Below are 23,842 nucleotides of genomic sequence, written 5' to 3'. Positions count from 1 at the left end.
GACATGCTCCTTGACGACTGCCGCGCACGCGATGCGCAAGACCCGCTCGCCGGCCTGCGCGACCTGTTCATGCTGCCCGATGGCGTGATCTACCTCGACGGCAACTCGCTCGGCGTGCTGCCCAAGGCCGCACCCGCTCGCATCGCCGAAGTGGTGACGAAGGAATGGGGCGAAGGCCTGATCCGCTCGTGGAACAGCGCAAGCTGGTTCGATCTGCCGCAGCGCCTTGGCGACAAGGTGGCGCGCCTGGTCGGCGCCGCGCCCGGCGAAGTGGTGTGCACCGACAGCACCTCGATCAATCTCTACAAGGTTCTGTACGCGGCGCTCTCGCAGCAGGCCACCAGCGGCCGCAAACTGGTTGTGAGCGAACGCAGCAACTTCCCGACCGATCTCTACATCGCCGAGTCGATGTGCCGCGAGCGTGGCTTCACGCTGAAGCTGATCGATGCGAGCGAGCTGCCCGCGGTGCTCACCGACGAGGTGGCCGTGCTGATGCTCACTCACGTGAACTACCGCACCGGCGCCATGCACGACATGAAGGCTGTCACCGCTGCCGCCCATGCGGCCGGCGCGCTCACGGTCTGGGATCTGGCGCACAGCGCCGGCGCGGTGCCCGTCGCGCTGAACGACAGCGAAGCGGACTTTGCCATCGGCTGCGGCTACAAGTACCTGAACGGCGGCCCCGGCGCGCCGGCCTTCGCCTGGGTGAACACGCGGCACGCCGGCAAGTTCGAGCAGCCGCTGTCGGGCTGGTGGGGCCATGCCGCGCCGTTCGAGTTCACGCCGCACTACCGGCCTGCGCCGGGCGTCGGCCGTTATCTCTGCGGCACGCAGCCGATCGTGGCGCTGGCCGGGCTCGAATGCGGGCTCGACACGGTGCTCGCCGCCGAAGCCTTCAACGGAGACTTCGGCCCGATGATGGCGCTGCGCACCAAGTCGCTGGCGCTCACCGACGCGTTCATCGAACTGGTCGAACAACGCTGCGCCGGCCATGGCCTCGAACTCGTAACGCCGCGCGATCACGCGCAGCGCGGCTCGCAGGTGTGCCTGAGCCGCGCGGAAGGCGCGTACGCGATCGTGCAGGCGCTGATTGCGCGTGGTGTCATCGGCGACTACCGCGCCGGCGACAGCCAGATGCCCGACATCCTGCGCTTCGGCTTCACGCCGCTGTACCTGGGATTCGAAGACGTGTGGAACGCGGTCGAGCATCTCGTGCAGGTACTCGAAACTGCAGAGTGGAAGCAACCTGCGTTCAACCAGAAGAACGCGGTGACCTGACATGACCACCGAGAAGATCGTCCACGATGAAAAGGCGCAGCTCGACTTCAGCGCCTCGATGAGCTACGGCGACTACCTGCACCTCGACGAGGTTCTGAACGCGCAGCACCCGCTCTCGCCGGCGCACGACGAGATGCTGTTCATCGTGCAGCACCAGACCAGCGAGCTCTGGATGAAGCTCATGCTGCACGAGTTGCGCGCCGCCATCGCGTGCATCGCCGACGACCGGCTGGCCGACGCCTTCAAGATGCTCGCGCGCGTGAGCCGCATCATGGAACAGCTGGTCAGCGCATGGACGGTGCTCTCGACCATGACGCCGCCCGAGTACACCGCGATGCGGCCCTACCTGGCGAGCTCCAGCGGTTTCCAGAGCGCGCAGTACCGCTGCATCGAGTTCGCGCTCGGCAACAAGAACGCCGCCATGCTCAAGCCGCATGCGCACCGGGCGGATCTGCTGGCGCAAGTGGAAGCCGCCTACCGCTCGCCCTCGCTCTATGACGAGGCGCTGCGCCTGCTGGCACGCCGCGGCATCGCGGTGCCGGCCGACCACCTCGAGCGCGACTGGACGCAGGGCTATGAAGCCAGCGCCGGCGTCGAGCAGGCCTGGCTCACCGTGTACCGCGACCCGCATGCGCATTGGGATCTGTACCAGCTCGGCGAGAAGCTCACCGACATCGAAGACGCATTCCGCCTCTGGCGCTTTCGGCACGTGACAACGGTGGAGCGCGTGATCGGCTTCAAGCGCGGCACCGGCGGCACCGGCGGCGTGAGCTACCTGCGCAAGATGCTCGACGTGGTTCTGTTCCCCGAGATCTGGGCGCTGCGCACGGATCTTTGATTCGACCCGCGGTCAGCCGGCATACAGCCACGGCTGGTCCAGCAGACGCTTGCCTAGCACACGCATCGCGAGGTCACGCCCCCACCGCATCGCGCCGGTCGCGTGAAAGATGTCGCCATTGCGCCGCGCCCGGGTCTGCACCAGGGCATTGCGCTGCCAGCGCGCGGCGGCATACCTGGCAAAGGCAGCCGGTATCTCGGCCGGGCCGCCCTCGCCCAGCGCATCGGCCAACGCGACCGCGTCTTCGATGGCCATGCCGGCGCCCTGCGCCAGGTACGGCACCATCGGGTGCGCCGCATCGCCGACCAACGCGATGCGGCCGTGGGCCATCCCGCCCGCCGACGTGAGCGGGGCGCGGTCGTGCAGGCTCCAGGCGCGCCAGACCGGCATCGCTTCCAGCAAGGTCTGCAAGCTGCCGCCGCAACGGCCCGTGGCCTGCTGCAGGGCCGCGAAGCTGCTGGCCTGATCCCAATCCCGCGCATCGCCGGCCGGGGTCGACTCGGCGATGACCACCACGTTGAGCCACGTGCCGCCGCGCACCGGATAGGCCACCGCATGCAGCCGCGGGCCGAGCCAGACATCGACCTGGCGGCTGCGCCGGGCGGCCGGCAGACGCGATTGATGCAACAGACCGCGCCAGGCCGTGTGGCCGGTGCTGCGCGGCGCCGTGGCGGACGCATCGACCTGCCGCCGCACCGTGCCCCACAGGCCATCGGCGCCAACCAGGGCATCGCCTTCCCACGCACGCGCATTGGCACTCGAAACGCAGACCGACGCATCGCCGGCCACCGCCTCGCCGACACGCACGCCGACATTGAGGCTCATTTGCCTGGCGCCGCGCGCCTGCGCCGCGCGCAGCAGCAGCGTGTGCAGATCGGCGCGGTGCACGCAGCAGTACGGCGCGCCGTACTGCTGCTGGAGGCTTTTACCGAGCGGCATGCGGGCCAGCTCGGCATCGCCGTCGGCGCTGCGGATCACCAGCGACTCCGGCAGGGCCGCGATAGCCTTCAAAGGCTGCTCGAGGTTCAGCGCGATCAGCCGGCGCGTGGCATTGGGGCCAAGCTGCACGCCGGCGCCAATCTCACCGAAGGCGGTGGACTGCTCCAGCACGTCGATGCGGTGGCCGCGCCGCGCGAGGGCCACCGCAGCCGCAAGGCCGCCGATGCCGCCGCCGGCAACCAGGATGTGCGCAGCCATGCGGCTCAGCGGGAACCAGCGGTCGGAGGCATCTCGGTCGTCTTGACGTCGGCCTTGCCGCAGGCACCACAGCTGTCGCAAGACCCGCAACCCGAGGTCTTGGCGAGCGACGCGGCAAGCTGCTCGGCGCGGGCCCGGTCGACCAGGCCCGCCCGGTGCGTGCCGCTGGCCAGCTTGTACGCCGCACTGCGGCGCCAGCCGGCCGGCATCCAGCGCCAGGCTGCGTAGAACGCAGCGGCAGCGACGATGAATCCGACAATGATCTGTTGCGTCATGGCAATCAACCCCAGCCCAATGCGAGCGCGATCCGGTAGGTGATGAAGCAGGCAATGTAGGCGAGCGCGAACAGGTAGCCCGCCATGATCCAGACGTACTTCCACGAATTGGTTTCGCGCTTGACCGCCGCCAAGGTCGAGATGCATTGCGGCGCGAACACATACCAGACTAGCAGCGACAGCGCCGTGGCGAGCGACCAGCTGCTCGCAATCAGCGGCTGCAATTGCCCCGCAACCTCTTCGCCGGTGGCCGACAGCGCATAGACGGTGCCGAGCGCGCCGACCGCGACCTCGCGCGCCGCCATGCCGGGCACCAGCGCGATCGAGATCTGCCAGTTGAAACCGATCGGCGCAAAGATGTGTTCAAGCCCGCGGCCCAGCATGCCGGCCAGGCTGTACTGGATGGCCGGGCCGGTCGCACCTTCGGGCGGCGACGGGAAGGTCGACAGGAACCACAGCAGGATCGTGAGCGTGAGGATGATGGTGCCCACGCGTTGCAGGAAGATCCACGCGCGCTCGTACAGGCCGAGCGCCAGGTTGCGCAGGTTGGGCCAGCGGTAGGCCGGCAGCTCCATCAACAACGGCGAGTGCGACTGGTTGTCGCGGAAGCGCTTCATCACCCAGGCCACCGCCATCGCCGAGACGATGCCGAAGGCGTAGAGCGCAAACAGCACGATGCCCTGCAGGTTGAACAGGCCGCCCACCGTTTTCTCGGGAATGAAGGCGGCGATCAGCAGCGCATACACCGGCAGCCGCGCCGAGCAGGTCATGAGCGGCGCGATCATGATGGTGGTGAGCCGGTCGCGCCAGTTGCTGATGGTGCGCGTGGCCATCACGCCCGGAATGGCGCAGGCAAAGCTCGACAGCAGCGGAATGAACGAGCGGCCCGAGAGGCCCACAGTGCCCATCACGCGGTCCAGCAGGAACGCAGCGCGCGGCAAATAGCCCGAATCTTCGAGCGCGAGGATGAACAGGAACAGGATCAGGATCTGCGGCAGGAACACCACCACGCCGCCGACGCCGGCCACGATGCCGTCCACCAGCAGGCTCTGCAGCATGCCTTCGGGCACCACGGCCTTGACGAGGTGGCCGAAGGCCTCGGTGCCGGCCTTGATCGCATCCATCGGCACGTTGGCCCAGCTGAACACGGCCTGGAACATCAGGAACAGCGTGACCGCCAGCACCAGCATGCCCGCGACCGGATGCAGCACGATGCGGTCGATGCGGTCGCTGGCGGCGAGGCTGCCGACCGGCTCGCGCACGGCCACCTCAAGGATGCGGCGCACCTCGCGCTGCGTGGCCAGCACGTCGGCCATGGCCGGCGCCTGCCAGGGCACGCGAGCCGCAGCCGCGACGGGCGCATCGAGCTGTTCGAGCAGGCCCTGTGCGCCGCCAGTGTGCACACCGACGGTCTCGATCACCGGCACGCCGAGCTCACGCGACAGAGCGGCGGCATCGACCGCGATGCCCTGCTTCCTGGCCATGTCGGTCATGTTCAGCGCCACCACCATCGGCAGGCCGAGTTGGCGCGCCTCTAGCACCAGCCGCAGGTTCAGCCGCAGGTTGGTGGCATCGGTCACGCACACCAGCAGGTCGGGCAGCGCCTCCTTGCTCTGGCCGGTGACCACGTCGCGCGTGACGGCCTCGTCGGCCGACAGCGCATTGAGGCTGTAGGCGCCGGGCAGGTCGAGCACGAACACGCGGCGGCCAGCGGCGGTGCGCAGCGTGCCTTCCTTGCGCTCGACGGTCACGCCCGCGTAGTTGGCAACCTTCTGGCGACTGCCCGTGAGCAGATTGAACAGCGCCGTCTTGCCGCAGTTGGGATTGCCGAGCAAGGCGATGCGAGCGGGTGGCGTGGTCGCCGTGCCGGTGGCGCCGGGCTGAAAGCTGAGGGTGGCTTCAACCATGCTGCGCGGCCCCCGGCGTGACGCGGATGAACGAGGCTTCGTGCCGGCGCAGCGCAAAAGTGGTGTGACCGAGGCGCACGGCCAAGGGCTCGCGGCCCGGCACGCCGTTGGCCACGATGCGCACCGCCTCGCCGGGGACGAAGCCGATTTCGGTGAGCCGCAGCACCAGTTCGCGGTCGTCGGCCGCATCGGGCAGCGTCAGGTCGATCACCGTCGCCCACTGGTTGCTCGGAAGCTGGTCGAGGCTCATGGCGGTCGCAGCCGCTGCGTTCTGTGGGGTCACCCGCGAAATCCAAGTTATCAAAATGAGAATTATTCTCGAAAACTCGGCCATCCGGCGACTTCGGGCAAAAACAGCCCTCTGCAAAGGCATGATCGAGGCCATGAATGAGGACATGTCTGAAGAAGACGGCCCGGTGGCTGAACTGCCGCTGACCGAAGCGCCCGCACCCCGCGCCGGCATCGCGCAATGGATCGCCGAGGGCTTGCGCAGCGCCCTGCTGCTGGCGCCGCGCCTCGACGCGATTCCGACGCCCTGGCAGTTGTTGCTGCTCGTTCTGCTGCCCAATCTGCTGGTGCTCGGCGCCGAGCGCCTGCAAATCGACGGGCCGGTCACGCTGAACTGGCTGGCATCGCTCAATGCGCTGTGGGCGATCGGCGCCACGCTCTGGCTCGGCTGGTGGGTGCTGGCGGGGCGTGCCTCCGCGCACGACGACGGCCGATTGCCGCGCTGGTTTGCATTGGTGGGCTGGAGCAGCGTGCCAGCCACCCTCTTGATGGTCGCGCTCTCCGTGAGCTACCTGCGCGGCTGGCTGCCCAAACCGCTGACCACGCCCAATGGCTTCTGGGCGGTGTATGGCTTGCTGCTGGCCTGGGTGCTTGCGGCGCTGTTGCGGCTGACGGCCCGCTACGCCACCTCGCGCGTGCGGCTCGCGCTGTTTCTGCCGGGCATGGCAGCCATCCTCGCGCTCGGTGTATGGCAGTCGCTGGGCGACGCGGCCCGTGTGTGGGAGCCGGATCGCAGCGCGGCCACCGATGAGCCCCCGCGTCCGCGCCTGCGCCTCACGCAGGAGGCGTTCGAGCAGCAGCAGGCAGTCTGGCAACGCGCCGTCGCCGGGATCGGCGAACGGCAACCCGGCCAGACCAACGTCTACGGCCTGGTGTTCGCGCCCTATGCGACAGAAGACGTGTTCCTGCGCGAAAGCCGCATGGTCACCCAACTGCTCGAGGAGCGCTTCGACGCCAAGGGCCGGGTGCTGCACCTCATGAACCATGCAACGACCACCGATACGCTGCCCTGGGCCACGCCGCTCAACCTGCAGCGCGCCGTGGCCGCGCTGGCGCAGCGCATGGACCGGGACAACGACCTGCTGGTGGTCTACATGACCTCGCACGGCGCGAGCGACCACAAGCTGGCCGCTTCGCACTGGCCGCTGTCGGTGCCGGGGCTCACGCCGGAAGAACTGCGCAAGGCACTCGACGAGGCCGGCATCCGGCACCGCGTCGTGGCAATTTCGGCCTGCTATTCGGGCGGCTGGATCGAGCCGATGGCGAACGACGACACACTGGTGATGACGGCCGCCGATGCGACCCACACTTCCTATGGCTGCGGGCGCCTGTCGGAACTCACGTTCTTCGGCCGCGCAATGTTCGACGAACAACTGCGCAAGACCCATTCGTTCGAAGCGGCCTTTGCCGCCGCAGTACCGCTGATCCGTGAGCGCGAAATCGAGGCCGGCAAGGAAGACGGCTTCTCGAACCCGCAGATCCGCGTGGGCGAGAAAATCCGGCCGCTGCTGGAGCAGCTTTCGCAGCGGCTCGACGCGCTCCCGCCGAGCGCGAAGTAGCGCGTCAGGGGTCATCAAGGTGGCGTGCAAGCTTTAACGTGTGCAGTTGGTCTTCCCATCTTTACGAATGATAGTTTTGAGAAGCGCTGGCTGGGCTTCGCCTGTTGGTCAGAATCCTGAGCTATGGCTACAGTCAGCCACAACCGGACCTTCGTCACCACGGCAGAATTGAGCGGTTGTAACCCGGGGGGCCTCGATTTCATGCGTCTTCAACTCGACTACAAGCTAGGGGTAGCAGAACGACTTGCCCATGAAGAATTTCGAAGTGGGTCCTCGCTGCAAAGGCCCGCCTACTTTCGCCAAGCAATACCCTCACTTGTCTTGTGTGGCCTGGGCTTGGTGGCGTCATACAAGGGCCAAAGCGTGACGCTTCTGGCGATATTCCTCTTGGCCGCGGGTGTCTTGACCGTGGATGCGTGGAAAAAGGGCCTGCGTTGGAAATCGAATCTTTCGGCGGCAGTCGACAAAGAACCCGCAAATAGTGTTCAGCTCGTCATCGACGACAGGGGAATTCAAGAGACGGTCGAACAGCAGGTCGTGTCGTTTGCGCCGTGGTCCGCGATTCGGTCATACGTTCAGCTAGAAAGGATATGGGCGTTCAACCTTGCCGGAGGCTACACAGCCATCGTTTCGGCAAGCGCCATAGCTGAAGCCGGTCCGGCAGCGGAAGCTGACCTAAAAACAGAACTTGTGGCTCGCTCGATACCACAGCTGGTGAATGGGCGAGCCTTGCCTCCCGCACTCAGCTGACTGGGTACGGCCACAACCGGACAGTCGCGCTCACCGACAGAATGCGGAAAACAACGGTCTTTTCACACAGTTCAAGTTGATTTCCGCTCTTTTTTCGATCAGCGTGGCGCTCCAGCTCGTCACGCTTGCAATCCTGCTGAACAAGCGCCGGTTTGTCTTGACCGCCGTCTACTTAGTCATGCTTCTGATGCTGTGGCCCGTGGCATTTCTTCTCATGTCAGCAGGCCTGGTTCTGGTTGGACATCTTCTTTGGGCGGTCCCAATGTTTTGGCTTATTGCGTGTGCGGGCCTGATAAGAGGTTCTACGCAGCGCTGAAACGAACGCCAGCTATTAAGCAAGCGCTACTTCCGCTTTGGGGCCCTTTGCGCCGAAGTGGCGGCAGGCTACAGTCGGCCAACACCGGACCTTCACCGCAGCCGCAGGATTTCAGCGGATGTCATCGGTGCCGGGCGCAAAATCAAGAAACTCTCGAACGGAGAACCGTGAATGTCCCGTCGCTCTCGCTGGCCGTTTCTCATCGTTTTGCTGGTCATCACCGCGCTCTTCTTCTATTGGTTCGGAGCGCAGCGCCAACTTGCCAGAAGCACCTTTGCCAACACAGTCGCGCTGAAATTCGAAGAAGCTTGCCTTCGGACTAACGACGTAGAGTGCTTGCGCTCCAGCTGGACGATTCGCGCCACTGCGGCTTCGAAGCTTGCGCACGGGCTCGTGGAAGGCCTCGTCCCTGGCCGCTCGATGCCGAGCTCAAATCCTATGTTCTATGGGCTGATGCGCTGCCAATCAGTTCGAAATGAACTTCGGCTACTGTCGGTCAAGACCAGACTTCCCGTGTTGGTGAATCGAACCACAATGGATGCCGTCGTCAAAACATCTCCCGCCAAATCTGTATGAGTTCTCCCGCGTTCCTCTACGCTGCCGATAGCGACGCATTGGTACCGAGTATTCGAGGCGAAAGCTTTTCGCTGAGCGCGAATTTCATCATTCCCGTGTTCTGGCTTGCACTCTATGACCCGGCCGATCTCCGGAGGGCGCCGGACGCTGAGCCCGATGACTTTGCCGCGTGGTACCTGTCCACGGCCGCTGGCATTGCCATCGATCGATTGGAAAAGAGACGGAGGTATCTTGTCGAAGCTCTCCCAGATGGGAGTGAGATAGTGTTTTCGATGTTTGTGAGTTTTCTCAAGGGATCTGCAGGTTTGCATATTCAGTGCGATCCGCAACAGGCTCTTTCCATTCAAGACGCTGACGATGGATGGGAGCTCACCCTCAAGAGAATTCTGAACGCATTCAACGCCGCGCCTCGGCACGTCGTCCGGAAGAGGAAATTTCTCAAGACCGTCGAGGTAGAGGAGCCAACTGCCGGGTGGACGAGCTACTTCCGCTATTTCGGGAAGCTTCAGGAGCCACGCTACCAGAATCCGCAGCAGCTTGCGGCCGCTTTGGTTGGCTGGGGAGACAACGTAGATGCTTCGTGGAACGTCGGCTCGTAGGTGGCCAACTTGACGTCGCCACTCGGCCAGGAGCGGTCGTTTGGTCTCAGTGCAGTATTCGTTTGAAAGCTGACACCCACCACGCGACTACAGAATGGGAGGGAATGCCATGAATCGATTGTCCACGGAGCGGCTGTTTGTCCGAGCGTTTGATTCTCTCGGTGACTACCACGATTTTTGGACATTCGTCCAAATGAACGCGCCGACGGACCTGACCTACAGCTTTGTGAAGGAGCCCATAGATCAGGTGCAGGCGCTCGCCGACGCATTCGATTCGTTGCATCAGGGACTGCACCTCACAAAGAAGAAGCTCCTTGAAGACCGCCACTTTCGGGTCGTTGAAGAACTTCTTCGGATGGCGTACGAGTTCTATTCCGCTGATGAGAGAAAACACGGAATACAAGCAATGCAGGAAGCCGAGGGCCTGATTTGGCCTAGCCGTCGGATACGGCTCAACCTCGCGGCAAAGGCTGAGCGACGAGCGTTTGGTGATGTGGTTGCATTTGCCGACGCGAAGCCACCGCGCTTTGAAGGTGAGACGTCTATCGACAGACTCGGCGCGGGACAGCGATCACTTTTCGATGAGGCTGTACTGCGCACCCGGCAGGCCATAGAACAGGGACAAGAGACGTGTCAGTTCTTTCTGGTCTGCACAAGCGAGGGGATTGCCGAGATCAAGAAGACTTCGCAGAAAAAGACGCTGGAGGAGATACGTCGATTGGTTTCTTGCGCCGAAATTGCGGCGTGCGCCCGAGTTGAACTGGTGTTCCTAGGTGTTCTCGTGTTGGATCTGGAGGAGGCTCAACAGCCATTGGTGTCGGCACGAGCAAAGCTGGAAGGTCGAAAGATTCAAGAATTTCGATTCTTCCTTGATGATCCGAAGATATTTCCTCTCGGCGATGCCTAGCTCCTTACTAGCGCGGAGGCTGTCGACGGGCCGGTCCTGCTCTTCGCCGGAGACCGCTTTGGGCCCTGAGCGGAAGTCAGATTGCCCGGACTTTTCGTCTCAAAGCGGTCATACGAGCAACTAGTCCAAAGGTTGTGCACTTCCTGTCTTGTTGTCTACCGGTGCGGCATGGACTTTAGCGACGCGACGGGGTACCTGACCCGGTGATTCCGCCAGCCGCATTGCTCTGCTCCGAAATATCTCCGCTGCCATCCTTCGGTTCGTCGAACACCAACCGCAGCGCGTACGGAATGGACCGAGGCCGGGTCACGCCCGCAAACATCACGAGCAGCCGCTGCACTTCGTGACGGGCAAATCCCGCTGGCGGCACGTGCAGCTCCAGGCGTGCGGGGAGCAGCGTGCTGTCTCCCTCGCGTTTCCTCGCCTGCTCAACCTTGCCGCGCGCCTGGCGAATAAGCTTGGCCAGTTCGCTAGGAGCGGGCCCGCCTCCCGAGGCCGCGACCGATTCGGCCAGCCGCCGCAGCAGCGACCGGATCGGCGGACGGTCGCCGCTAGCGATGCGTTCCGCAACCCGCCGCGAGTTCAGTTCCACCGGGAACGAGATCTCGCCCAAGGCTCGTTGGACGGGCGCCCATGTGGACTGCGACGGCGTGCCAGGAGGCTGAGCGTCCTTCAGGAGCTGCGCCCAGTGCGCCTCCGAGTCGACGTGGATGATCGAGCCAGTCAGCGACGCCACATACAGCGCTGCTTCCAGGCTCAGGCCCTTGAAGATCTGGTTCTGCGCACCGTCCTTGCCCACAGGAAGCGGCTGCAGCAGCGTATAGGGATCAGCCTCGGCCTGGCGCTTGAAATGCTTGATGAGCCGATCCGCCATAACGGGGTCGGCGTCTGGCATGTGCTGGGCAATCAAGCGCCGCTGGTACGCCTCTGGCAGCATCCAAATGAGGCGCTGGCCTTCCTGTTCTCCGAGTTTCAGAAAGCGTTGCAGGCCGCCGCCTTTGGGTGGCTTCCATCCGAGGGTGCGCCGAGTGAGCACTTCCCGGACATGACGGCCGAGCGGGGCACTGACCTCCCCGGGATCGGGCACCAGATGTACGAGGCCAGCGCGGATAAATCGCTCCAGCACTAGGAGCAGCATGACGTTCTTGAGCGTCTGCATCTTGTGGCTGGCGGGCGACTCGATGGGGCTGAACTCGGGCTTCATGCGCGTGCCCAAGAAGAATGGGTTCACGAGCACGATCTCGTCGACATAAGGCAACCAGCCCAGCACCGTCGCCTCGATGGTGCGCGGGTCACTGAAGCCCATGTAGACCGAGCGCAGGACTTTCGGGTTGGGCCGTGGTAGCAGAGAGGCCAGATCGGTGTCTTCGGGCCACAGGCCCGCAAACGCGCGATGAATGCGCTCGACGTGCTCGTCGCTCAGGTTGCGGCGCACGTCCTCCCAGGACGCCCCGTCAGACAGGCCCAAGATGCCTTGAAGGGCGTCGCAGAACATCAGGTTGCGCTCGCGCAGGCCGTAGACCTCCCACGACGGGCGCTCTGCGGCGGGCAACCGCTGGCAGCAGTCCTTGAATGCGTAGGCGCTTCCGCAGCCGCAGAAGTCATTGGCTCCGATGTTCTTGCGGGAGGACTGGCGGGTCAGGAACTCGTGGGCCTTGGACGTACGGCCATGCTCGTCCCAATAGCCAGAGGTGCCATCCTTGTAGCCGACGTAGATCTCCCCGCCGAAGAGCCACAGATCGGACTTGGGCCGCAGCACCTTGGCAATCTGCGCCCATGACCCGTTGAATTCCTGCTCTGGGTAGAGCCAGGTTTTGTCGGCGGCTGCAATGTAGCGCTTCGCCCGCGACTTGAGCAGATGGTTGATCGCGATCACCTCGTCCCGGTTCAGTCGCCGGTCTCGGATGAAGTTGTCGGTGCGCGTCATGCCGACGCCCAGGTGCCGGGCGTTCGTGCGCAGCCGCGTCAGGTCTAGTTGATCCGGCTCCTTGGCATAGTCCAGGTGAGTGAGGATCAGGCAGGTGTTGGCGTCAAGCGCGAAGACAGTCTGAGAGCCCACAGCCGCTACAAGCGGATCCTGCGGGTAGGCGCATTGCTCGGACGCCGGATCCACCGCCGCGTTGTAGACCGTCACCGGGTGGTCCGTAAGGATGAACTTCACGTCCGAGTCCTGCGCCGAGACGATCTCCCGCACGCCCTCGACCCACATGGTGCAATTTATCAGGCGCAGAGCCTGCATCTCAACCATCAGGTCGACTTGGCCCAGCGCGCCGTAGCACGAGCGGATCCAGTCCAGGCCCTTCGGCGTGCGCAGCTTCTGTACGGCCATGTGCTCGAAGAAGTCCTGGAACGACTCATGCACGTCGGCGTGGTTCCCCAGCGCGAAGGCGCGGACTGCTTTCGCCCCCCGGTTGTCGATGACGCCAAATAGGTACCTCTCCACGTCGTCGTTGACGATCGGGCCGAAATGCGTGGTGTACAGGTCGTATTCGACGAAGCAGTTCTTCGTGCCCCATTTGTGAAGCGCCGTACGCGGGACTTGCCGGCCATCGGGCAGCGTCTTGCGATCCGGGTCCAGGTTGAGATGAAAGAGGCGAGACTGACCGGGAGCGAGGAAGCTGCGCTGGTACCACTGCGGGACGTAGTGGTTGTTCCGGGTCTGCTGATCGGTCATCCGCTCACTTGGCTGATTTGGTGCACGGATTGTCCCTCGGCCGTTTCGGGCTTGATGGCAGTAGCCCTCAGCCGGAGTATTTGAGGTCGCTGGGATGGAGGGGGAGCCCCGAAGCTGACCTTTGTCGACGACTCTTGATGGCCGACTGTAGCCCGTCGCCTACTCAGCGCTTCGGGCGGTAAAGGCAAGGCCTTTGCTGGCGTCCGCTTGACCGACCAGTTGGGCCACTTGGCCTCAAGTTTCAGTGAGGGCTTCACAGTTCGGCGTCCAGCTCGATCGACTTAATCGCGACTTCGGCTGCCTACATCAGCAGGCAAGTTCAGCCTCATGAACCTAGCCGAACTCTTGCCCTATGCCGCAAAGGATCGGGCACTATCCAACGCACCATCAGTTGGCCAGCAGTTGCCGCAGCACGAACGGCAGGATGCCGCCGTGCTTGTAGTAGTCCACCTCGATCGGCGTGTCGATGCGCAGGCGCACCGTCACCTCCTGGTGCGCGCCGTCGAAGCGGCGGATCACCAGCTTCACGTCCATCTGCGGCTTGAGTTCGCCGCCGATCACCACATCGACTTCTTCGTCGCCCGTGAGGTTCAGCGTCTGCCATGAGTCGGCTCCGCGGAACTGCAGGGGCAGCACGCCCATGCCGACCAGGTTGGCGCGGTGGATGCGCTCGAAGCTGCGCGCGATCACGGCCTTGATGCCGAGCAGCTGCGTGCCCTTGGCAGCCCAGTCGCGCGACGAGCCGGTGCCGTACTCCTCGCCGCCGAAGATCACGGTCGGCACGCCGGCCGCCATGTACTTCTGCGCCGCGTCGTAAATGAACATCTTCTCGTTGCCGGGCTGGAAGCGCGTGACGCCGCCCTCTTCCTGGGTGCCGTTGGCATCGGGCGGAATCATCAGGTTCTTGATGCGCACGTTGGCGAAGGTGCCGCGCATCATCACCTCGTGGTTGCCGCGGCGCGAGCCGTAGCTGTTGAAGTCGGCCTTGCTCACGCCGTGTGCCTTGAGCCAGATGCCGGCCGGCGAGCTTTCCTTGATGGAGCCGGCGGGCGAGATGTGGTCGGTGGTGATCGAGTCGCCGAACAGCGCCATCACGCGTGCGCCCTTGAAGCCGGCGTCGGTGGCGTGCGGCTTCATCTTGAAGTCGTCGAAGAACGGCGGCTCTGCGATGTAGGTCGACTCGGGCCATGTATAGACGTCGCCCTTCACGCCCTTGATGCTGCTCCAGAGCTTGCCCGGGTTGTCCTTGATCTGCTCGTAGTTCTTGCGGAAGGCCTTGGCGTTCATCGCAAAGCGCAGGTTCTCGTCGATCTCTTTCGGCGTGGGCCAGATGTCGCCGAGGTAGACGTCCTTGCCGCCCTTGCCCTTGCCGACGGGCTGGGTCATGAGGTCGACCATCACGTTGCCGGCGATCGCATAGGCCACCACGAGCGGCGGCGAGGCCAGAAAATTGGCCTTCAGGTTCGGGTGGATGCGCGCCTCGAAATTGCGGTTGCCCGACAGCACTGCCGCCGCCACCAGGTCGTTCTTTGTGATGGCTTCGTTGATCTCGGGCGCCAGGTCACCGGCGTTGCCGATGCAGGTGGTGCAGCCGTAGCCGGCCAGGTAGAAGCCGAGCTTGTCGAGGTACGGGATCAGGCCGGCCTTCTCGAGGTACTCGGTGACGATGCGCGAGCCCGGCGCCAGCGAGGTCTTGACGTGCGGCTTGACCTTCAGGCCCGCCTCCACCGCCTTCTTGGCCAGCAGGCCGGCCGCGAGCATCACGCTCGGGTTCGAGGTGTTGGTGCACGAGGTGATGGCTGCGATCAGCACGTCGCCATTGCCGATGGTGATGCCGGATGGCGCGGCTGGCGCCTCGGCCGCGGTGTGCGCGGCGGCGCGTGTAGAGCGGTTGGCTTCCATCTCGACGACCTGGCGCGGCTCGCCGGCCTTGGGCGGGTTGGCCTCCTTCTCGCCTCCCACGCCGCTGGAAGTGACCGAGTAGCGCTGCAACAGCTTTTCCGCCGGCTGGTTGAAGCCGTTGGCCTCCTGCGGCTTGCTGTAGAGCTCCGAGAACTTCGTGGCGAGGTGGCCCAGGTCGATGCGATCCTGCGGGCGCTTCGGTCCGGCCAGGCTGGGCGTGACGGTGCCAAGATCGAGCTTGACGATCTTGGTGTAGTCGATGTCGCCCGGCGCCGGCATGCCGAACAGGCCCTGCGCCTTGTAGTAGGCCTCGAAGCGCTCGATTTCCTTGTCGGTGCGGCCGGTGCCCCTGAAGTAGGCCAGCGTCATATCGTCGACCGGGAAGAAGCCCATCGTGGCGCCGTACTCGGGCGCCATGTTGCCGATGGTGGCGCGATCCGGCACCGCGATCGAGGCGGCGCCGGGGCCGAAGAACTCGACGAACTTGCCCACCACTTTCTCGCCGCGCAGGATGGCGGTGACATACAGCACCAGGTCGGTGGCGGTGACGCCTTCGCGCAACTTGCCGCTGAGCTCGAAGCCCACCACGTCGGGCGTCAGCATGTAGACCGGCTGGCCCAGCATCGCAGCCTCGGCCTCGATGCCGCCAACGCCCCAGCCGACCACGCCGATGCCATTGATCATTGTGGTGTGGCTGTCGGTGCCGACCAGCGAGTCGGGGTAGTACGTCGGCGTCTCGGCCTTGTCGTAGGGGCTCTTGTAGACGCCGCGCGCGAAGTACTCGAGGTTGACCTGGTGCACGATGCCGAAGCCTGGCGGCACCACGCCGAATGTGTCGAACGCCTGCATGCCCCACTTCATGAACTGGTAGCGCTCGTTATTGCGCTCGAACTCGAGCTTCATGTTGAGGTCGAGCGCCTTGGGCGTGCCGTAGTAGTCGACCATCACCGAGTGATCCACCACCAGATCCACCGGCACCAGCGGCTCGATCGCCTTGGGCGACTTGCCGAGCGACTGCGCCACGCTGCGCATCGCAGCCAGGTCGGCCAGCAGCGGCACGCCGGTGAAGTCCTGCAGCACCACGCGCGTGACCACGAACGGAATCTCTTCGGTGCGGTCGGCGTTGGGCAGCCAGTGGGCGAGTTGCTCGACGTGCCCGGCTGTGACCTTCTGGCCATCGCAGTTGCGCAGCACCGACTCCAGCACGATGCGGATCGACACCGGCAGCCGATCCACCGAGGGGTACTTCTTGGCCAGTTCTTTCAGCGACCAGTATTTGCCCGATTTGCCCGAGGCGGTCTTGAATGTTTTGAGGGTGGAGGCAAACGCGTGGGTCGACTGGGCGGCCATGAGAACTCCTTGTGGCGTGGATTCCCGGAAAGATAGCAGGCTTCGATGCATCCGGCTGTCGGAAGGGGCGCTCAGCTCGCCGCGGCGCCGTGCGCCGATGACGTGGGAGGTCATGGCCGCGCCGCACGCACCGCCGCAGAATGCAGGCCATGAACATCGCCGCCCTCCACTCCCCTGCCGCCGCGCCGCGCCAGCCCGGCGCCCGAGAACCCTTCGGCATGCACCTGCGCCACTGGCGCCAGCGCCGGCGCCTCAGCCAGCTCGATCTGGCGCAGGAAGCCGAGGTGTCGACCCGCCACCTGAGCTATGTGGAAACCGGCCGCGCCGCTCCCAGCCGCGAGATGGTGTTGCGCCTGGCCGAACGGCTCGACGTGCCGCTGCGCGAGCGCAATGCCCTGCTGGTGGCCGCCGGCTTCGCGCCGATGTACCGACAGCGCGGGCTCGACGATCCGGCCCTCGCAGCGGCGAGGCGCGCGGTCGACCTGGTGCTGAAAGGCCACGAACCCTACCCCGCGCTCGCAGTCGACCGCCACTGGAACCTGGTGGCGCACAACGCGCTGGTGCCGCTGCTGATGACCGGCGCCGCGCCGGAGCTGCTGAAGCCACCGATCAATGTGCTGCGGCTCAGCCTGCATCCGGACGGCATCGCGCCAAAAATCGCCAATCTGGCGCAATGGCGCGCGCACCTGCTCGAACGCCTGCTGCAGCAAGTCGCGGCGACCGGCGACGCCACGCTGCAGGCGCTGCACGACGAACTGGCGGCCTACCCGATCGGCACCGCGGGCTCCGGGACGCCGGCCAGCGGTGGCGAACTATCGAGCGTGGTGGTGCCGTTCCAGTTGATCACGCCGGGCGGGCTGCTGAGCTTCATCAGCACCACCACCATCTTCGGCACGCCGGTGGACGTCACCCTGCAAGAGCTGGCGGTCGAGTCGTTCTTTCCGGCCGATGCGCAGACGGCCGCCGCACTCACTGCACTGGCTGCGGCCTGACAGCGAGCTTTCGGCGCGCGTCGGCGCCGGACGACACGCAATTGCGCGCCTGGCCTGAGGCCGCCGGCGCGCGCCGCGCGTCTTACTGGAGCACTCAGGTTTCGCGCGCGGTTCTTGCTGCGTGCTGCTGCAATGAAGCTCTGTTCCTTGTGCCTGTTGTTCGTGTTGTGTTGTGCCCCGGTGGCGACGGCGGCCGACGATGCGCACTCCGGGGCAGCCCTGCGTGCAACGCACGTACGCAAAAGCGCCGAACTGGCGCAAAGCCCGCTCAAGCGCCCGTTGCTGCTGACGTCCACCGAGTTGCCGCAGGGCCTGCAAGGTGAGATCTATGCCGTTGTCGAACAGCCGCTCGAAGCTGTCCATGCCGCGTTCAACAGCGCGACGAACTGGTGCGACGTGCTGCTGCTGCACGTGAACAACCGGCGCTGCCAGGCGTCGAGCGCCAGCGGCAAGCAGCAGATCACACTGGGTATCGTGCGCCGCTACGACAAGCCGGTGGAAGAGGCTTTCGACCTGCCCTTCGTGTTCCGCGTTGCGCAGGCCACGCCCGACTATCTGGAAGTCCAGCTTCGGGCCGAATCGGGCCCGCTCGGCACCAGCAACTACCGCATCCTGCTCGAAGCCACGAAACTCGATGCAAAGCGCAGCTTCCTGCATTTCTCGTATTCGTACGACCAGAACGTGATGGTGGCAATGGCCATCCAGGCCTATCTCGCGACATTCGGCAGCAGCAAAGTCGGCTTCACCGAGCTCGGCAAGCTGGCGGATGGCCAGCCCGCCTACATCGCCGGCACGCGCGGCCTGGTCGAACGCAATGCGATGCGCTACTTCCTCACGCTCGAAGCCTTCCTGAGCGCCACCAGCGACGAGGCACGTCGCGAAGCGTGGTTCAGCGCGATCCAGCGCTATCCGCGCCAGCTGCACGAGATCGACCGCGAAACCTACCTCGCGCTCAAGCGCACCGATGCGCAGCAGCGCCCCGCTCCACCATGAAAAAAGCCCACCGCGGTGGGCTTCTTGCAGCGGCAGGGCCGATCAGGCTGCGACGCCGTTGGCGATGTCCTTGTACTCATCGATCTTGTCGAAGTTGAGGTACTGGTAGATCTGCGCGCTCGATGCATCGAGCACCCCGACGCTTGCCATGTACTCCTCTTTGGTCGGAATGCGGCCCAGGCGCGAGCAGATCGCGGCCAGTTCGGCGCTGCCGAGGTACACATTGGAGTTCTTGCCCAGGCGGTTGGGAAAGTTGCGCGTGCTGGTCGACATCACGGTCGCGCCCTCGCGCACCTGCGCCTGGTTGCCCATGCACAGCGAGCAGCCTGGCATTTCGGTGCGCGCACCGGCATTGCCGAACACGCCGTAGTGGCCTTCCTCGGTGAGCTGCTGCGCGTCCATCTTGGTCGGCGGCGCGATCCAGAGCTTTACCGGAATGTCGCGCTTGCCTTCGAGCAGCTTGGACGCCGCACGGAAGTGGCCGATGTTGGTCATGCAGGAGCCGATGAACACTTCGTCGATCTTGGCGCCGGCCACGTCGCTCAGCGTCTTGACGTCGTCCGGGTCGTTCGGGCACGCGCAGATCGGCTCGTGGATGTCGGCCAGGTCGATTTCGATGACGGCCGCGTAGTCGGCGTCGGCGTCGCCCTTGAGCAATTGCGGGTCTTTCAGCCAGGCTTCCTGCGCCGCGATGCGGCGTGCCAGCGTGCGGCCGTCGGCATAGCCTTCGGCGATCATCCAGCGCATCAGCGTGATGTTGCTGTTGATGTACTCGATGATCGGTTCCTTGTTCAGGTGCACCGTGCAGCCGGCGGCCGAGCGTTCGGCCGAGGCGTCGCTGAGTTCGAAAGCCTGTTCGACCTTCAGATCCGGCAAGCCTTCGATTTCAAGGATGCGGCCCGAGAAGATGTTCTTCTTGCCCTGCTTGGCGACCGTCAGCAGGCCGGCCTTGATGGCGTAGAGCGGAATCGCGTTGACCAGGTCGCGCAGCGTGACACCGGGCTGCATCTTGCCCTTGAAGCGCACAAGCACCGATTCGGGCATGTCGAGCGGCATCACGCCCGTTGCGGCCGCGAAAGCCACCAGGCCGGAACCGGCCGGGAAGCTGATGCCGATCGGGAAGCGCGTATGGCTGTCGCCGCCGGTGCCGACGGTGTCGGGCGTCAGCAGGCGGTTGAGCCACGAGTGAATTACGCCGTCGCCGGGGCGCAGCGACACGCCGCCACGCGTCGCCATGAAGTCGGGCAACTCGTGATGCATCTTCACGTCGACCTTCTTCGGGTAGGCCGCGGTGTGGCAGAACGACTGCATGACCAGGTCGGCCGAGAAGCCGAGGCAGGCCAGGTCTTTCAGCTCGTCGCGCGTCATCGGGCCGGTGGTGTCCTGCGAGCCGACCGAGGTCATCCTGGGTTCGCAGTAGGTGCCCGGGCGCACGCCCGTGCCTTCGGGCAGGCCGCAGGCGCGGCCGACCATCTTCTGCGCCAGCGAGTAGCCCTTCTTGGTGTCGACCGGGCTGATCGGAAGACGGAACAGGGTCGATGCCGGCAGGCCCAGCGCTTCGCGCGCCTTGGCCGTGAGACCGCGGCCGATGATCAGCGGAATGCGGCCACCGGCGCGCACTTCGTCGAACAGCACGTCGCTCTTGACCTGGAATTCGGCAATCACCTTGCCGTCCTTCAGGGCCTTGCCGTCGTAGGGACGCAGTTCGACCACGTCGCCCATCTCCATCTGGCTCACGTCGAGCTCGATCGGCAGCGCGCCCGAGTCTTCCATCGTGTTGTAGAAAATCGGGGCGATCTTGCCGCCGAGGCAGACGCCGCCAAAGCGCTTGTTGGGCACGTAGGGAATATCTTCGCCGGTAAACCAGAGCACCGAATTGGTGGCGCTCTTGCGCGACGAACCCGTGCCGACCACGTCGCCGGCGTAGGCCACCAGGTGGCCGCGCGCGCGCAGGTCTTCGATGAACTTCACCGGGCCGCGCTTGCCGTCTTCTTCGGGGACGATGCCGGGGCGCGCGTTCTTGTGCATCGCAAGGGCGTGCATCGGAATGTCGGGGCGCGTGGTGGCGTCCGGTGCGGGCGACAGGTCGTCGGTGTTGATTTCGCCGGCCACCTTGAAGATGCTGACCGTGATGCTTTCCGGCACCTCGGGGCGGCTGGTGAACCACTCGGCATCGGCCCAGCTCTGCAGCACGGCTTTCGCGTTGGCGTTGCCCTTGTCGGCCTTTTCCTTGACGTCATGGAACTGGTCGAACATTAGCAGGGTTTTCTTCAGGCCCTCGGCCGCGACGGCGCCGACCTCGGCATCGTCGAGCAGGTCGACCATCGGGCTGATGTTGTAGCCACCCAGCATGGTGCCGAGCAGCTCGGTCGCGCGGGCGCGGCTGAGCAGCAGGGTCTTCTCGGTGCCATGCGCCACGGCGGCCAGATAGCTGGCCTTGACCTTGGCCGCATCGTCCACGCCGGCCGGCACACGCCAGGTGAGCAGGTTCAGCAGGAACTCGCCGTCTTTCGAGGTCGCGTTCTTCATGAGCTCGATCACTTCGGCGGTTTGCTTGGCCGTGAGCGGGAGCGGCGGAATACCGAGCGCGGCGCGTTCGGCAACATGGTCAACGTAGGCTTGCAACATCTTCTTTTCTCCAGAAACTGAACGACGGGGCGGCTGTCGCTGCAAGCAAGAGCCGCGCCCTGACTTGTTTACTTACTTCTTGGCCGCGTCGGCGCCTTCGAACAGGCTCTTGGGCGGGTTCTTTTTCATCTCTTCGGCGAAGGCCACCTGTTCGGCGGTCTGGCATTCGTCGGCAATGCGCAAGCCCTGCTTCTGGTTCATCAGCATCGACTTGTTGCCGAGTTGCAGCCACATCGCGCCGGCGTGCGGATCCTCGAGCCGGATCGCGCCGGTACGGCTTTCGACCGGGTGCATGCGATAGCGCTGGCCTTTGGTCGAGATCGTGAAGAAGCCGGGCTTCTTCTCGTCTGCGGTCACCGTCACGTCGGCGCCGAGCTCGCACTGGGCCTTGCCGAGCGACACGCGCTTGGCCACGGCCAGATCGGTTTCAGTGAGTGGGGCATCGGCGCCTTCGCTGATCGGCGTCACTTCTTCGACGGCCTTGGCTGCCTTGCGCGTCACCTGGCGCTTTTTGGCCGGCGGCTTGGCGGCGGTGCTGCCGGCAACGGCCTTGGCGGCCGGCTTGGCCGGCGCAGCGGTCTGCGCCGTTGCTGCGAAAGGCAGCGCCAGCACGACGGCGGCGATCAGGGCGATTTGCTTCATGGGTTTGTTTCCTAGGAATGTGTGGGGGTCAAGGGGTATCGAACCAGGCCAGGGCCTCGGTCGGGAGCGCGCGCCCGGTGGCGTGCGCACGCACCAGCAGTTGCCAGAAGTGGCGATAGCTGGCTCGGTCGTGCAATGTGCCATCAAAACTCACCGGCGCCCAATCTGCCTCCGCGGCGGCAGCTACGATTTTTGTAGCAATATGAATCTGTTCCTCGTCCGGCGCGAACGCTTCGAGGATGGGCCGGATCTGGCTCGGGTGGATGCTCCACATGCGCGTATAGCCAAACTGGCTGGCCGCCTTGCGCGCGGCGGCGCGCATTGCGTCGGCGTCGTTGAACTCGGTGACCACGCAGTGCGAAGGCACCTTGCCGTGCGCATGCGCGGCCGAGGCGATCTCGAGCTTGGCGCGCACTACCAGCGGGTGCGTGAACTGGCCCGTGGCACCCATGCCGTCGGCCGGGATCGCGCCGGCGTGGGCCGAGACGAAGTCCATGAGGCCGAAGGAAAGCGACTGCACGCGCGGATGCGCGGCGATCTCGAAGGCGTTGTGCACCGCGAGCGGCGACTCGATCAGCACGTGCAGCGGCAAACTGGCGGCACCGGCCGCATCGAGCGCCTGCACCGCCTGCCGCACATCGGCGGCGGACTCGACCTTGGGCACCATGAGGTGGCTCAAACGCTGACCAGCGCCCCCAGCGATGGTCGCCACGTCGGCATCGAAAGACGCATGGTCGACCGGGTGCACGCGCACGCCGACCCGCATGCCCGGCGTGGCGCCGAGCGCGAGCTCGGTCACGAGCGCGGCATGCTCGGCTTCGCCGCCGACCGGTGCGCCGTCTTCGCAGTCGAGCGTGACGTCGAACACGCAGGCGCCGAATTCCTGCGCCATCTCGGCCTGGAGCGCGAGGCTCTTTTTCATGCGGGCTTCGACGCCGCTGTAGTGGTCGCACACCGGCAGCACCACGGCGCCAGCCTGCGCGCCGAGCAGCACTTCACCAGGGCGCACGGCGGTGTTCGTCATGGCTTGCGCTGCGCCACGGAAGTGCGCGAAGACGGGGGGTTAGAGCAAATGAGCAACGCCGGCCTGCTCGTCGGTCAGTTCCTTCAGCGTCTTGTCGATGCGTTCCTGGCTGAATGCGTCGATCTCGAGACCTTCGACGAGCTTGTATTCGCCGCCTTCACAGGTCACCGGGAAGCCGAACATCACGTCCTTCGGAATGCCGTACTGGCCATCCGACGGAATGCCCATGGTGACCCACTTGCCGTTGGTGCCGAGGGCCCAGTCGCGCATGTGGTCGATGGCGGCGTTGGCCGCCGAGGCAGCCGACGACAGGCCGCGCGCTTCGATGATCGCGGCGCCGCGCTTGCCGACGGTCGGCAGGAAGGTGTTGGCATTCCATTCCTGGTCATTGATCATCTTGGCGACGCTTTCGCCGTTGATGGTGGCGAAGCGGTAGTCGGCGTACATCGTGGGCGAGTGGTTGCCCCAGACGGTGAGCTTCTCGATGTCGGCCACGGCCTTGCCGGTCTTGGCGGCGAGCTGGCTGGCCGCGCGGTTGTGGTCCAGGCGCAGCATGGCGGTGAAGTTCTTGCGCGGCAGATCCGGCGCGCTCTTCATGGCGATGTAGGCGTTGGTGTTGGCCGGGTTGCCCACCACCAGCACCTTGACGCTGCGGCTGGCAACGGCGTTGAGGGCCTTGCCCTGCGCCGTGAAGATGGCGCCATTGACGGCCAGCAGTTCGGCGCGTTCCATGCCCGGGCCACGCGGACGCGAACCGACCAGCAGTGCGTAGTCGACGTCCTTGAAGGCGGTCATCGGATCGCTGTGCGCTTCCATGCCGACCAGCAGCGGGAATGCGCAGTCGTCCAACTCCATCATCACGCCCTTGAGCGCCTTTTGCGGGCCTTCGACCGGCACTTCGAGCAGTTGCAGGATGACCGGCTGGTCTTTCCCGAGCATTTCGCCCGAAGCGATGCGGAACAGCAGGGCATAACCGATTTGACCGGCGGCACCGGTGACGGCAACGCGGACGGGCTTTTTGCTCATGGGGAAACTCCAGAAGGTGATGAAAAAGAGTGGATGCGCGCCCGCGGCCTCCGCGAGCTTTGCCGGGCCGTTGGCCCGCACGCAAAACCGGCCGACATTTTATGCCGAATCGCGCTTTCGA

Annotated in this window: 19 protein-coding genes; 9 read left to right on the top strand and 10 right to left on the bottom strand. The window is 65.0% G+C overall.

All coding sequences use genetic code 11. The features are described 5' to 3' along the window. The first annotated feature begins 3 nt into the window (after positions 1 to 3). Both kynU and kynA read left to right on the top strand, forming a co-directional pair. Positions 4 to 1,278, top strand: coding sequence for a kynureninase (gene kynU, locus ACSFA8_RS02975; RefSeq protein ID WP_435478026.1), 1,275 nt, complete (start codon positions 4 to 6; stop codon positions 1,276 to 1,278). A gap of 1 nt (position 1,279) precedes the next feature. Continuing rightward, complete coding sequence (kynA, locus tag ACSFA8_RS02970; protein ID WP_435478025.1) at positions 1,280 to 2,116, top strand: tryptophan 2,3-dioxygenase; 837 nt, start codon at positions 1,280 to 1,282, stop codon at positions 2,114 to 2,116. A 12-nt stretch (positions 2,117 to 2,128) separates the two neighbouring features. Here the strand turns inward: kynA and ACSFA8_RS02965 are convergent, their stop codons facing one another. From ACSFA8_RS02965 to ACSFA8_RS02950, 4 genes are read right to left on the bottom strand one after another with little or no spacing between them, the layout of a single operon-like run. Then, on the bottom strand, positions 2,129 to 3,313 hold the full coding sequence (locus ACSFA8_RS02965; protein ID WP_435478024.1) for an FAD-dependent monooxygenase: 1,185 nt from the start codon (positions 3,311 to 3,313) through the stop codon (positions 2,129 to 2,131). 5 nt (positions 3,314 to 3,318) lie between these two features. Next, a complete protein-coding gene (locus tag ACSFA8_RS02960; protein WP_435478023.1) occupies positions 3,319 to 3,588 on the bottom strand; it encodes a DUF6587 family protein in 270 nt (89 codons plus the stop codon). Between the two features lie 5 nt (positions 3,589 to 3,593). Continuing rightward, positions 3,594 to 5,495 (bottom strand): ferrous iron transporter B, encoded by a 1,902-nt coding sequence (gene feoB / locus ACSFA8_RS02955; protein ID WP_435478022.1) that lies wholly within the window; start codon positions 5,493 to 5,495, stop codon positions 3,594 to 3,596. Beyond that, positions 5,488 to 5,745: a FeoA family protein gene (locus ACSFA8_RS02950; protein ID WP_435478441.1), complete on the bottom strand. Its 258-nt coding sequence runs from the start codon at positions 5,743 to 5,745 to the stop codon at positions 5,488 to 5,490. The genes feoB and ACSFA8_RS02950 overlap by 8 nt, the downstream gene beginning before the upstream one ends. A gap of 145 nt (positions 5,746 to 5,890) precedes the next feature. On the opposite strand from ACSFA8_RS02950, the gene ACSFA8_RS02945 reads away from it, so the two are divergent. From ACSFA8_RS02945 to ACSFA8_RS02925, 5 genes are all read left to right on the top strand, one after another. Further along, entirely contained in the window at positions 5,891 to 7,342 is a 1,452-nt protein-coding gene (locus ACSFA8_RS02945; RefSeq protein WP_435478021.1) for a C13 family peptidase, read from the top strand. 123 nt (positions 7,343 to 7,465) lie between these two features. Beyond that, positions 7,466 to 8,092 (top strand): hypothetical protein, encoded by a 627-nt coding sequence (locus ACSFA8_RS02940; RefSeq protein WP_435478020.1) that lies wholly within the window; start codon positions 7,466 to 7,468, stop codon positions 8,090 to 8,092. 487 nt (positions 8,093 to 8,579) lie between these two features. Further along, positions 8,580 to 8,984 carry a hypothetical protein gene (locus tag ACSFA8_RS02935; protein WP_435478019.1) on the top strand — a complete coding sequence of 135 codons (405 nt, stop codon included), beginning with the start codon at positions 8,580 to 8,582 and terminating at the stop codon, positions 8,982 to 8,984. After that, a complete protein-coding gene (locus ACSFA8_RS02930; RefSeq protein WP_435478018.1) occupies positions 8,981 to 9,583 on the top strand; it encodes a hypothetical protein in 603 nt (200 codons plus the stop codon). The genes ACSFA8_RS02935 and ACSFA8_RS02930 overlap by 4 nt, the downstream gene beginning before the upstream one ends. A 109-nt stretch (positions 9,584 to 9,692) precedes the next feature. After that, positions 9,693 to 10,490: a hypothetical protein gene (locus ACSFA8_RS02925; protein ID WP_435478017.1), complete on the top strand. Its 798-nt coding sequence runs from the start codon at positions 9,693 to 9,695 to the stop codon at positions 10,488 to 10,490. Positions 10,491 to 10,665: 175 nt separating this feature from the next. On the opposite strand, the gene ACSFA8_RS02920 is transcribed toward ACSFA8_RS02925, so the two are convergent. Next, positions 10,666 to 13,164, bottom strand: coding sequence for a hypothetical protein (locus tag ACSFA8_RS02920; protein ID WP_435478016.1), 2,499 nt, complete (start codon positions 13,162 to 13,164; stop codon positions 10,666 to 10,668). Positions 13,165 to 13,551: 387 nt separating this feature from the next. Next, positions 13,552 to 16,416, bottom strand: a complete 2,865-nt coding sequence (locus ACSFA8_RS02915; RefSeq protein ID WP_435478015.1) for an aconitate hydratase — start codon at positions 16,414 to 16,416, stop codon at positions 13,552 to 13,554. Positions 16,417 to 16,565: 149 nt separating this feature from the next. On the opposite strand from ACSFA8_RS02915, the gene ACSFA8_RS02910 reads away from it, so the two are divergent. Together ACSFA8_RS02910 and ACSFA8_RS02905 are read left to right on the top strand one after the other, a co-directional pair. After that, positions 16,566 to 17,408, top strand: a complete 843-nt coding sequence (locus ACSFA8_RS02910) for a helix-turn-helix domain-containing protein (protein WP_435478014.1) — start codon at positions 16,566 to 16,568, stop codon at positions 17,406 to 17,408. A 132-nt stretch (positions 17,409 to 17,540) separates the two neighbouring features. After that, on the top strand, positions 17,541 to 18,401 hold the full coding sequence (locus ACSFA8_RS02905) for a hypothetical protein (RefSeq protein ID WP_435478013.1): 861 nt from the start codon (positions 17,541 to 17,543) through the stop codon (positions 18,399 to 18,401). A 42-nt stretch (positions 18,402 to 18,443) separates the two neighbouring features. On the opposite strand, the gene ACSFA8_RS02900 is transcribed toward ACSFA8_RS02905, so the two are convergent. From ACSFA8_RS02900 to ACSFA8_RS02885, 4 genes are all read right to left on the bottom strand, one after another. After that, a complete protein-coding gene (locus tag ACSFA8_RS02900) occupies positions 18,444 to 21,029 on the bottom strand; it encodes a bifunctional aconitate hydratase 2/2-methylisocitrate dehydratase (protein ID WP_435478012.1) in 2,586 nt (861 codons plus the stop codon). 72 nt (positions 21,030 to 21,101) lie between these two features. Then, positions 21,102 to 21,671, bottom strand: a complete 570-nt coding sequence (locus tag ACSFA8_RS02895; protein ID WP_435478011.1) for a hypothetical protein — start codon at positions 21,669 to 21,671, stop codon at positions 21,102 to 21,104. Between the two features lie 28 nt (positions 21,672 to 21,699). Next, a complete protein-coding gene (locus ACSFA8_RS02890) occupies positions 21,700 to 22,695 on the bottom strand; it encodes an HpcH/HpaI aldolase/citrate lyase family protein (protein WP_435478010.1) in 996 nt (331 codons plus the stop codon). A 39-nt stretch (positions 22,696 to 22,734) separates the two neighbouring features. Next, positions 22,735 to 23,721, bottom strand: a complete 987-nt coding sequence (locus ACSFA8_RS02885) for a malate dehydrogenase (protein WP_435478009.1) — start codon at positions 23,719 to 23,721, stop codon at positions 22,735 to 22,737. Positions 23,722 to 23,842: the final 121 nt, after the last annotated feature.

The organism is Variovorax nitratireducens, from assembly GCF_051216545.1.
Taxonomy (GTDB): domain Bacteria; phylum Pseudomonadota; class Gammaproteobacteria; order Burkholderiales; family Burkholderiaceae_C; genus Variovorax.
Note: the sequence above shows the minus strand (reverse complement) of the source record. Positions and strands in the feature narration are given on the sequence as shown.

Coding starts and splice junctions, on each gene's coding strand:
- feoB (WP_435478022.1), bottom strand. CDS start 5,495: ATGGTTGAAGCCACCCTCAGCTTTCAGCCCGGCGCCACCGGCACGGCG.
- ACSFA8_RS02965 (WP_435478024.1), bottom strand. CDS start 3,313: ATGGCTGCGCACATCCTGGTTGCCGGCGGCGGCATCGGCGGCCTTGCG.
- kynU (WP_435478026.1), top strand. CDS start 4: ATGCTCCTTGACGACTGCCGCGCACGCGATGCGCAAGACCCGCTCGCC.
- ACSFA8_RS02960 (WP_435478023.1), bottom strand. CDS start 3,588: ATGACGCAACAGATCATTGTCGGATTCATCGTCGCTGCCGCTGCGTTC.
- ACSFA8_RS02915 (WP_435478015.1), bottom strand. CDS start 16,416: ATGGCCGCCCAGTCGACCCACGCGTTTGCCTCCACCCTCAAAACATTC.
- kynA (WP_435478025.1), top strand. CDS start 1,280: ATGACCACCGAGAAGATCGTCCACGATGAAAAGGCGCAGCTCGACTTC.
- ACSFA8_RS02925 (WP_435478017.1), top strand. CDS start 9,693: ATGAATCGATTGTCCACGGAGCGGCTGTTTGTCCGAGCGTTTGATTCT.
- ACSFA8_RS02935 (WP_435478019.1), top strand. CDS start 8,580: ATGTCCCGTCGCTCTCGCTGGCCGTTTCTCATCGTTTTGCTGGTCATC.
- ACSFA8_RS02920 (WP_435478016.1), bottom strand. CDS start 13,164: ATGACCGATCAGCAGACCCGGAACAACCACTACGTCCCGCAGTGGTAC.
- ACSFA8_RS02900 (WP_435478012.1), bottom strand. CDS start 21,029: ATGTTGCAAGCCTACGTTGACCATGTTGCCGAACGCGCCGCGCTCGGT.
- ACSFA8_RS02910 (WP_435478014.1), top strand. CDS start 16,566: ATGAACATCGCCGCCCTCCACTCCCCTGCCGCCGCGCCGCGCCAGCCC.
- ACSFA8_RS02950 (WP_435478441.1), bottom strand. CDS start 5,745: ATGAGCCTCGACCAGCTTCCGAGCAACCAGTGGGCGACGGTGATCGAC.
- ACSFA8_RS02940 (WP_435478020.1), top strand. CDS start 7,466: ATGGCTACAGTCAGCCACAACCGGACCTTCGTCACCACGGCAGAATTG.
- ACSFA8_RS02890 (WP_435478010.1), bottom strand. CDS start 22,695: ATGACGAACACCGCCGTGCGCCCTGGTGAAGTGCTGCTCGGCGCGCAG.
- ACSFA8_RS02905 (WP_435478013.1), top strand. CDS start 17,541: ATGAAGCTCTGTTCCTTGTGCCTGTTGTTCGTGTTGTGTTGTGCCCCG.
- ACSFA8_RS02885 (WP_435478009.1), bottom strand. CDS start 23,721: ATGAGCAAAAAGCCCGTCCGCGTTGCCGTCACCGGTGCCGCCGGTCAA.
- ACSFA8_RS02930 (WP_435478018.1), top strand. CDS start 8,981: ATGAGTTCTCCCGCGTTCCTCTACGCTGCCGATAGCGACGCATTGGTA.
- ACSFA8_RS02945 (WP_435478021.1), top strand. CDS start 5,891: ATGTCTGAAGAAGACGGCCCGGTGGCTGAACTGCCGCTGACCGAAGCG.
- ACSFA8_RS02895 (WP_435478011.1), bottom strand. CDS start 21,671: ATGAAGCAAATCGCCCTGATCGCCGCCGTCGTGCTGGCGCTGCCTTTC.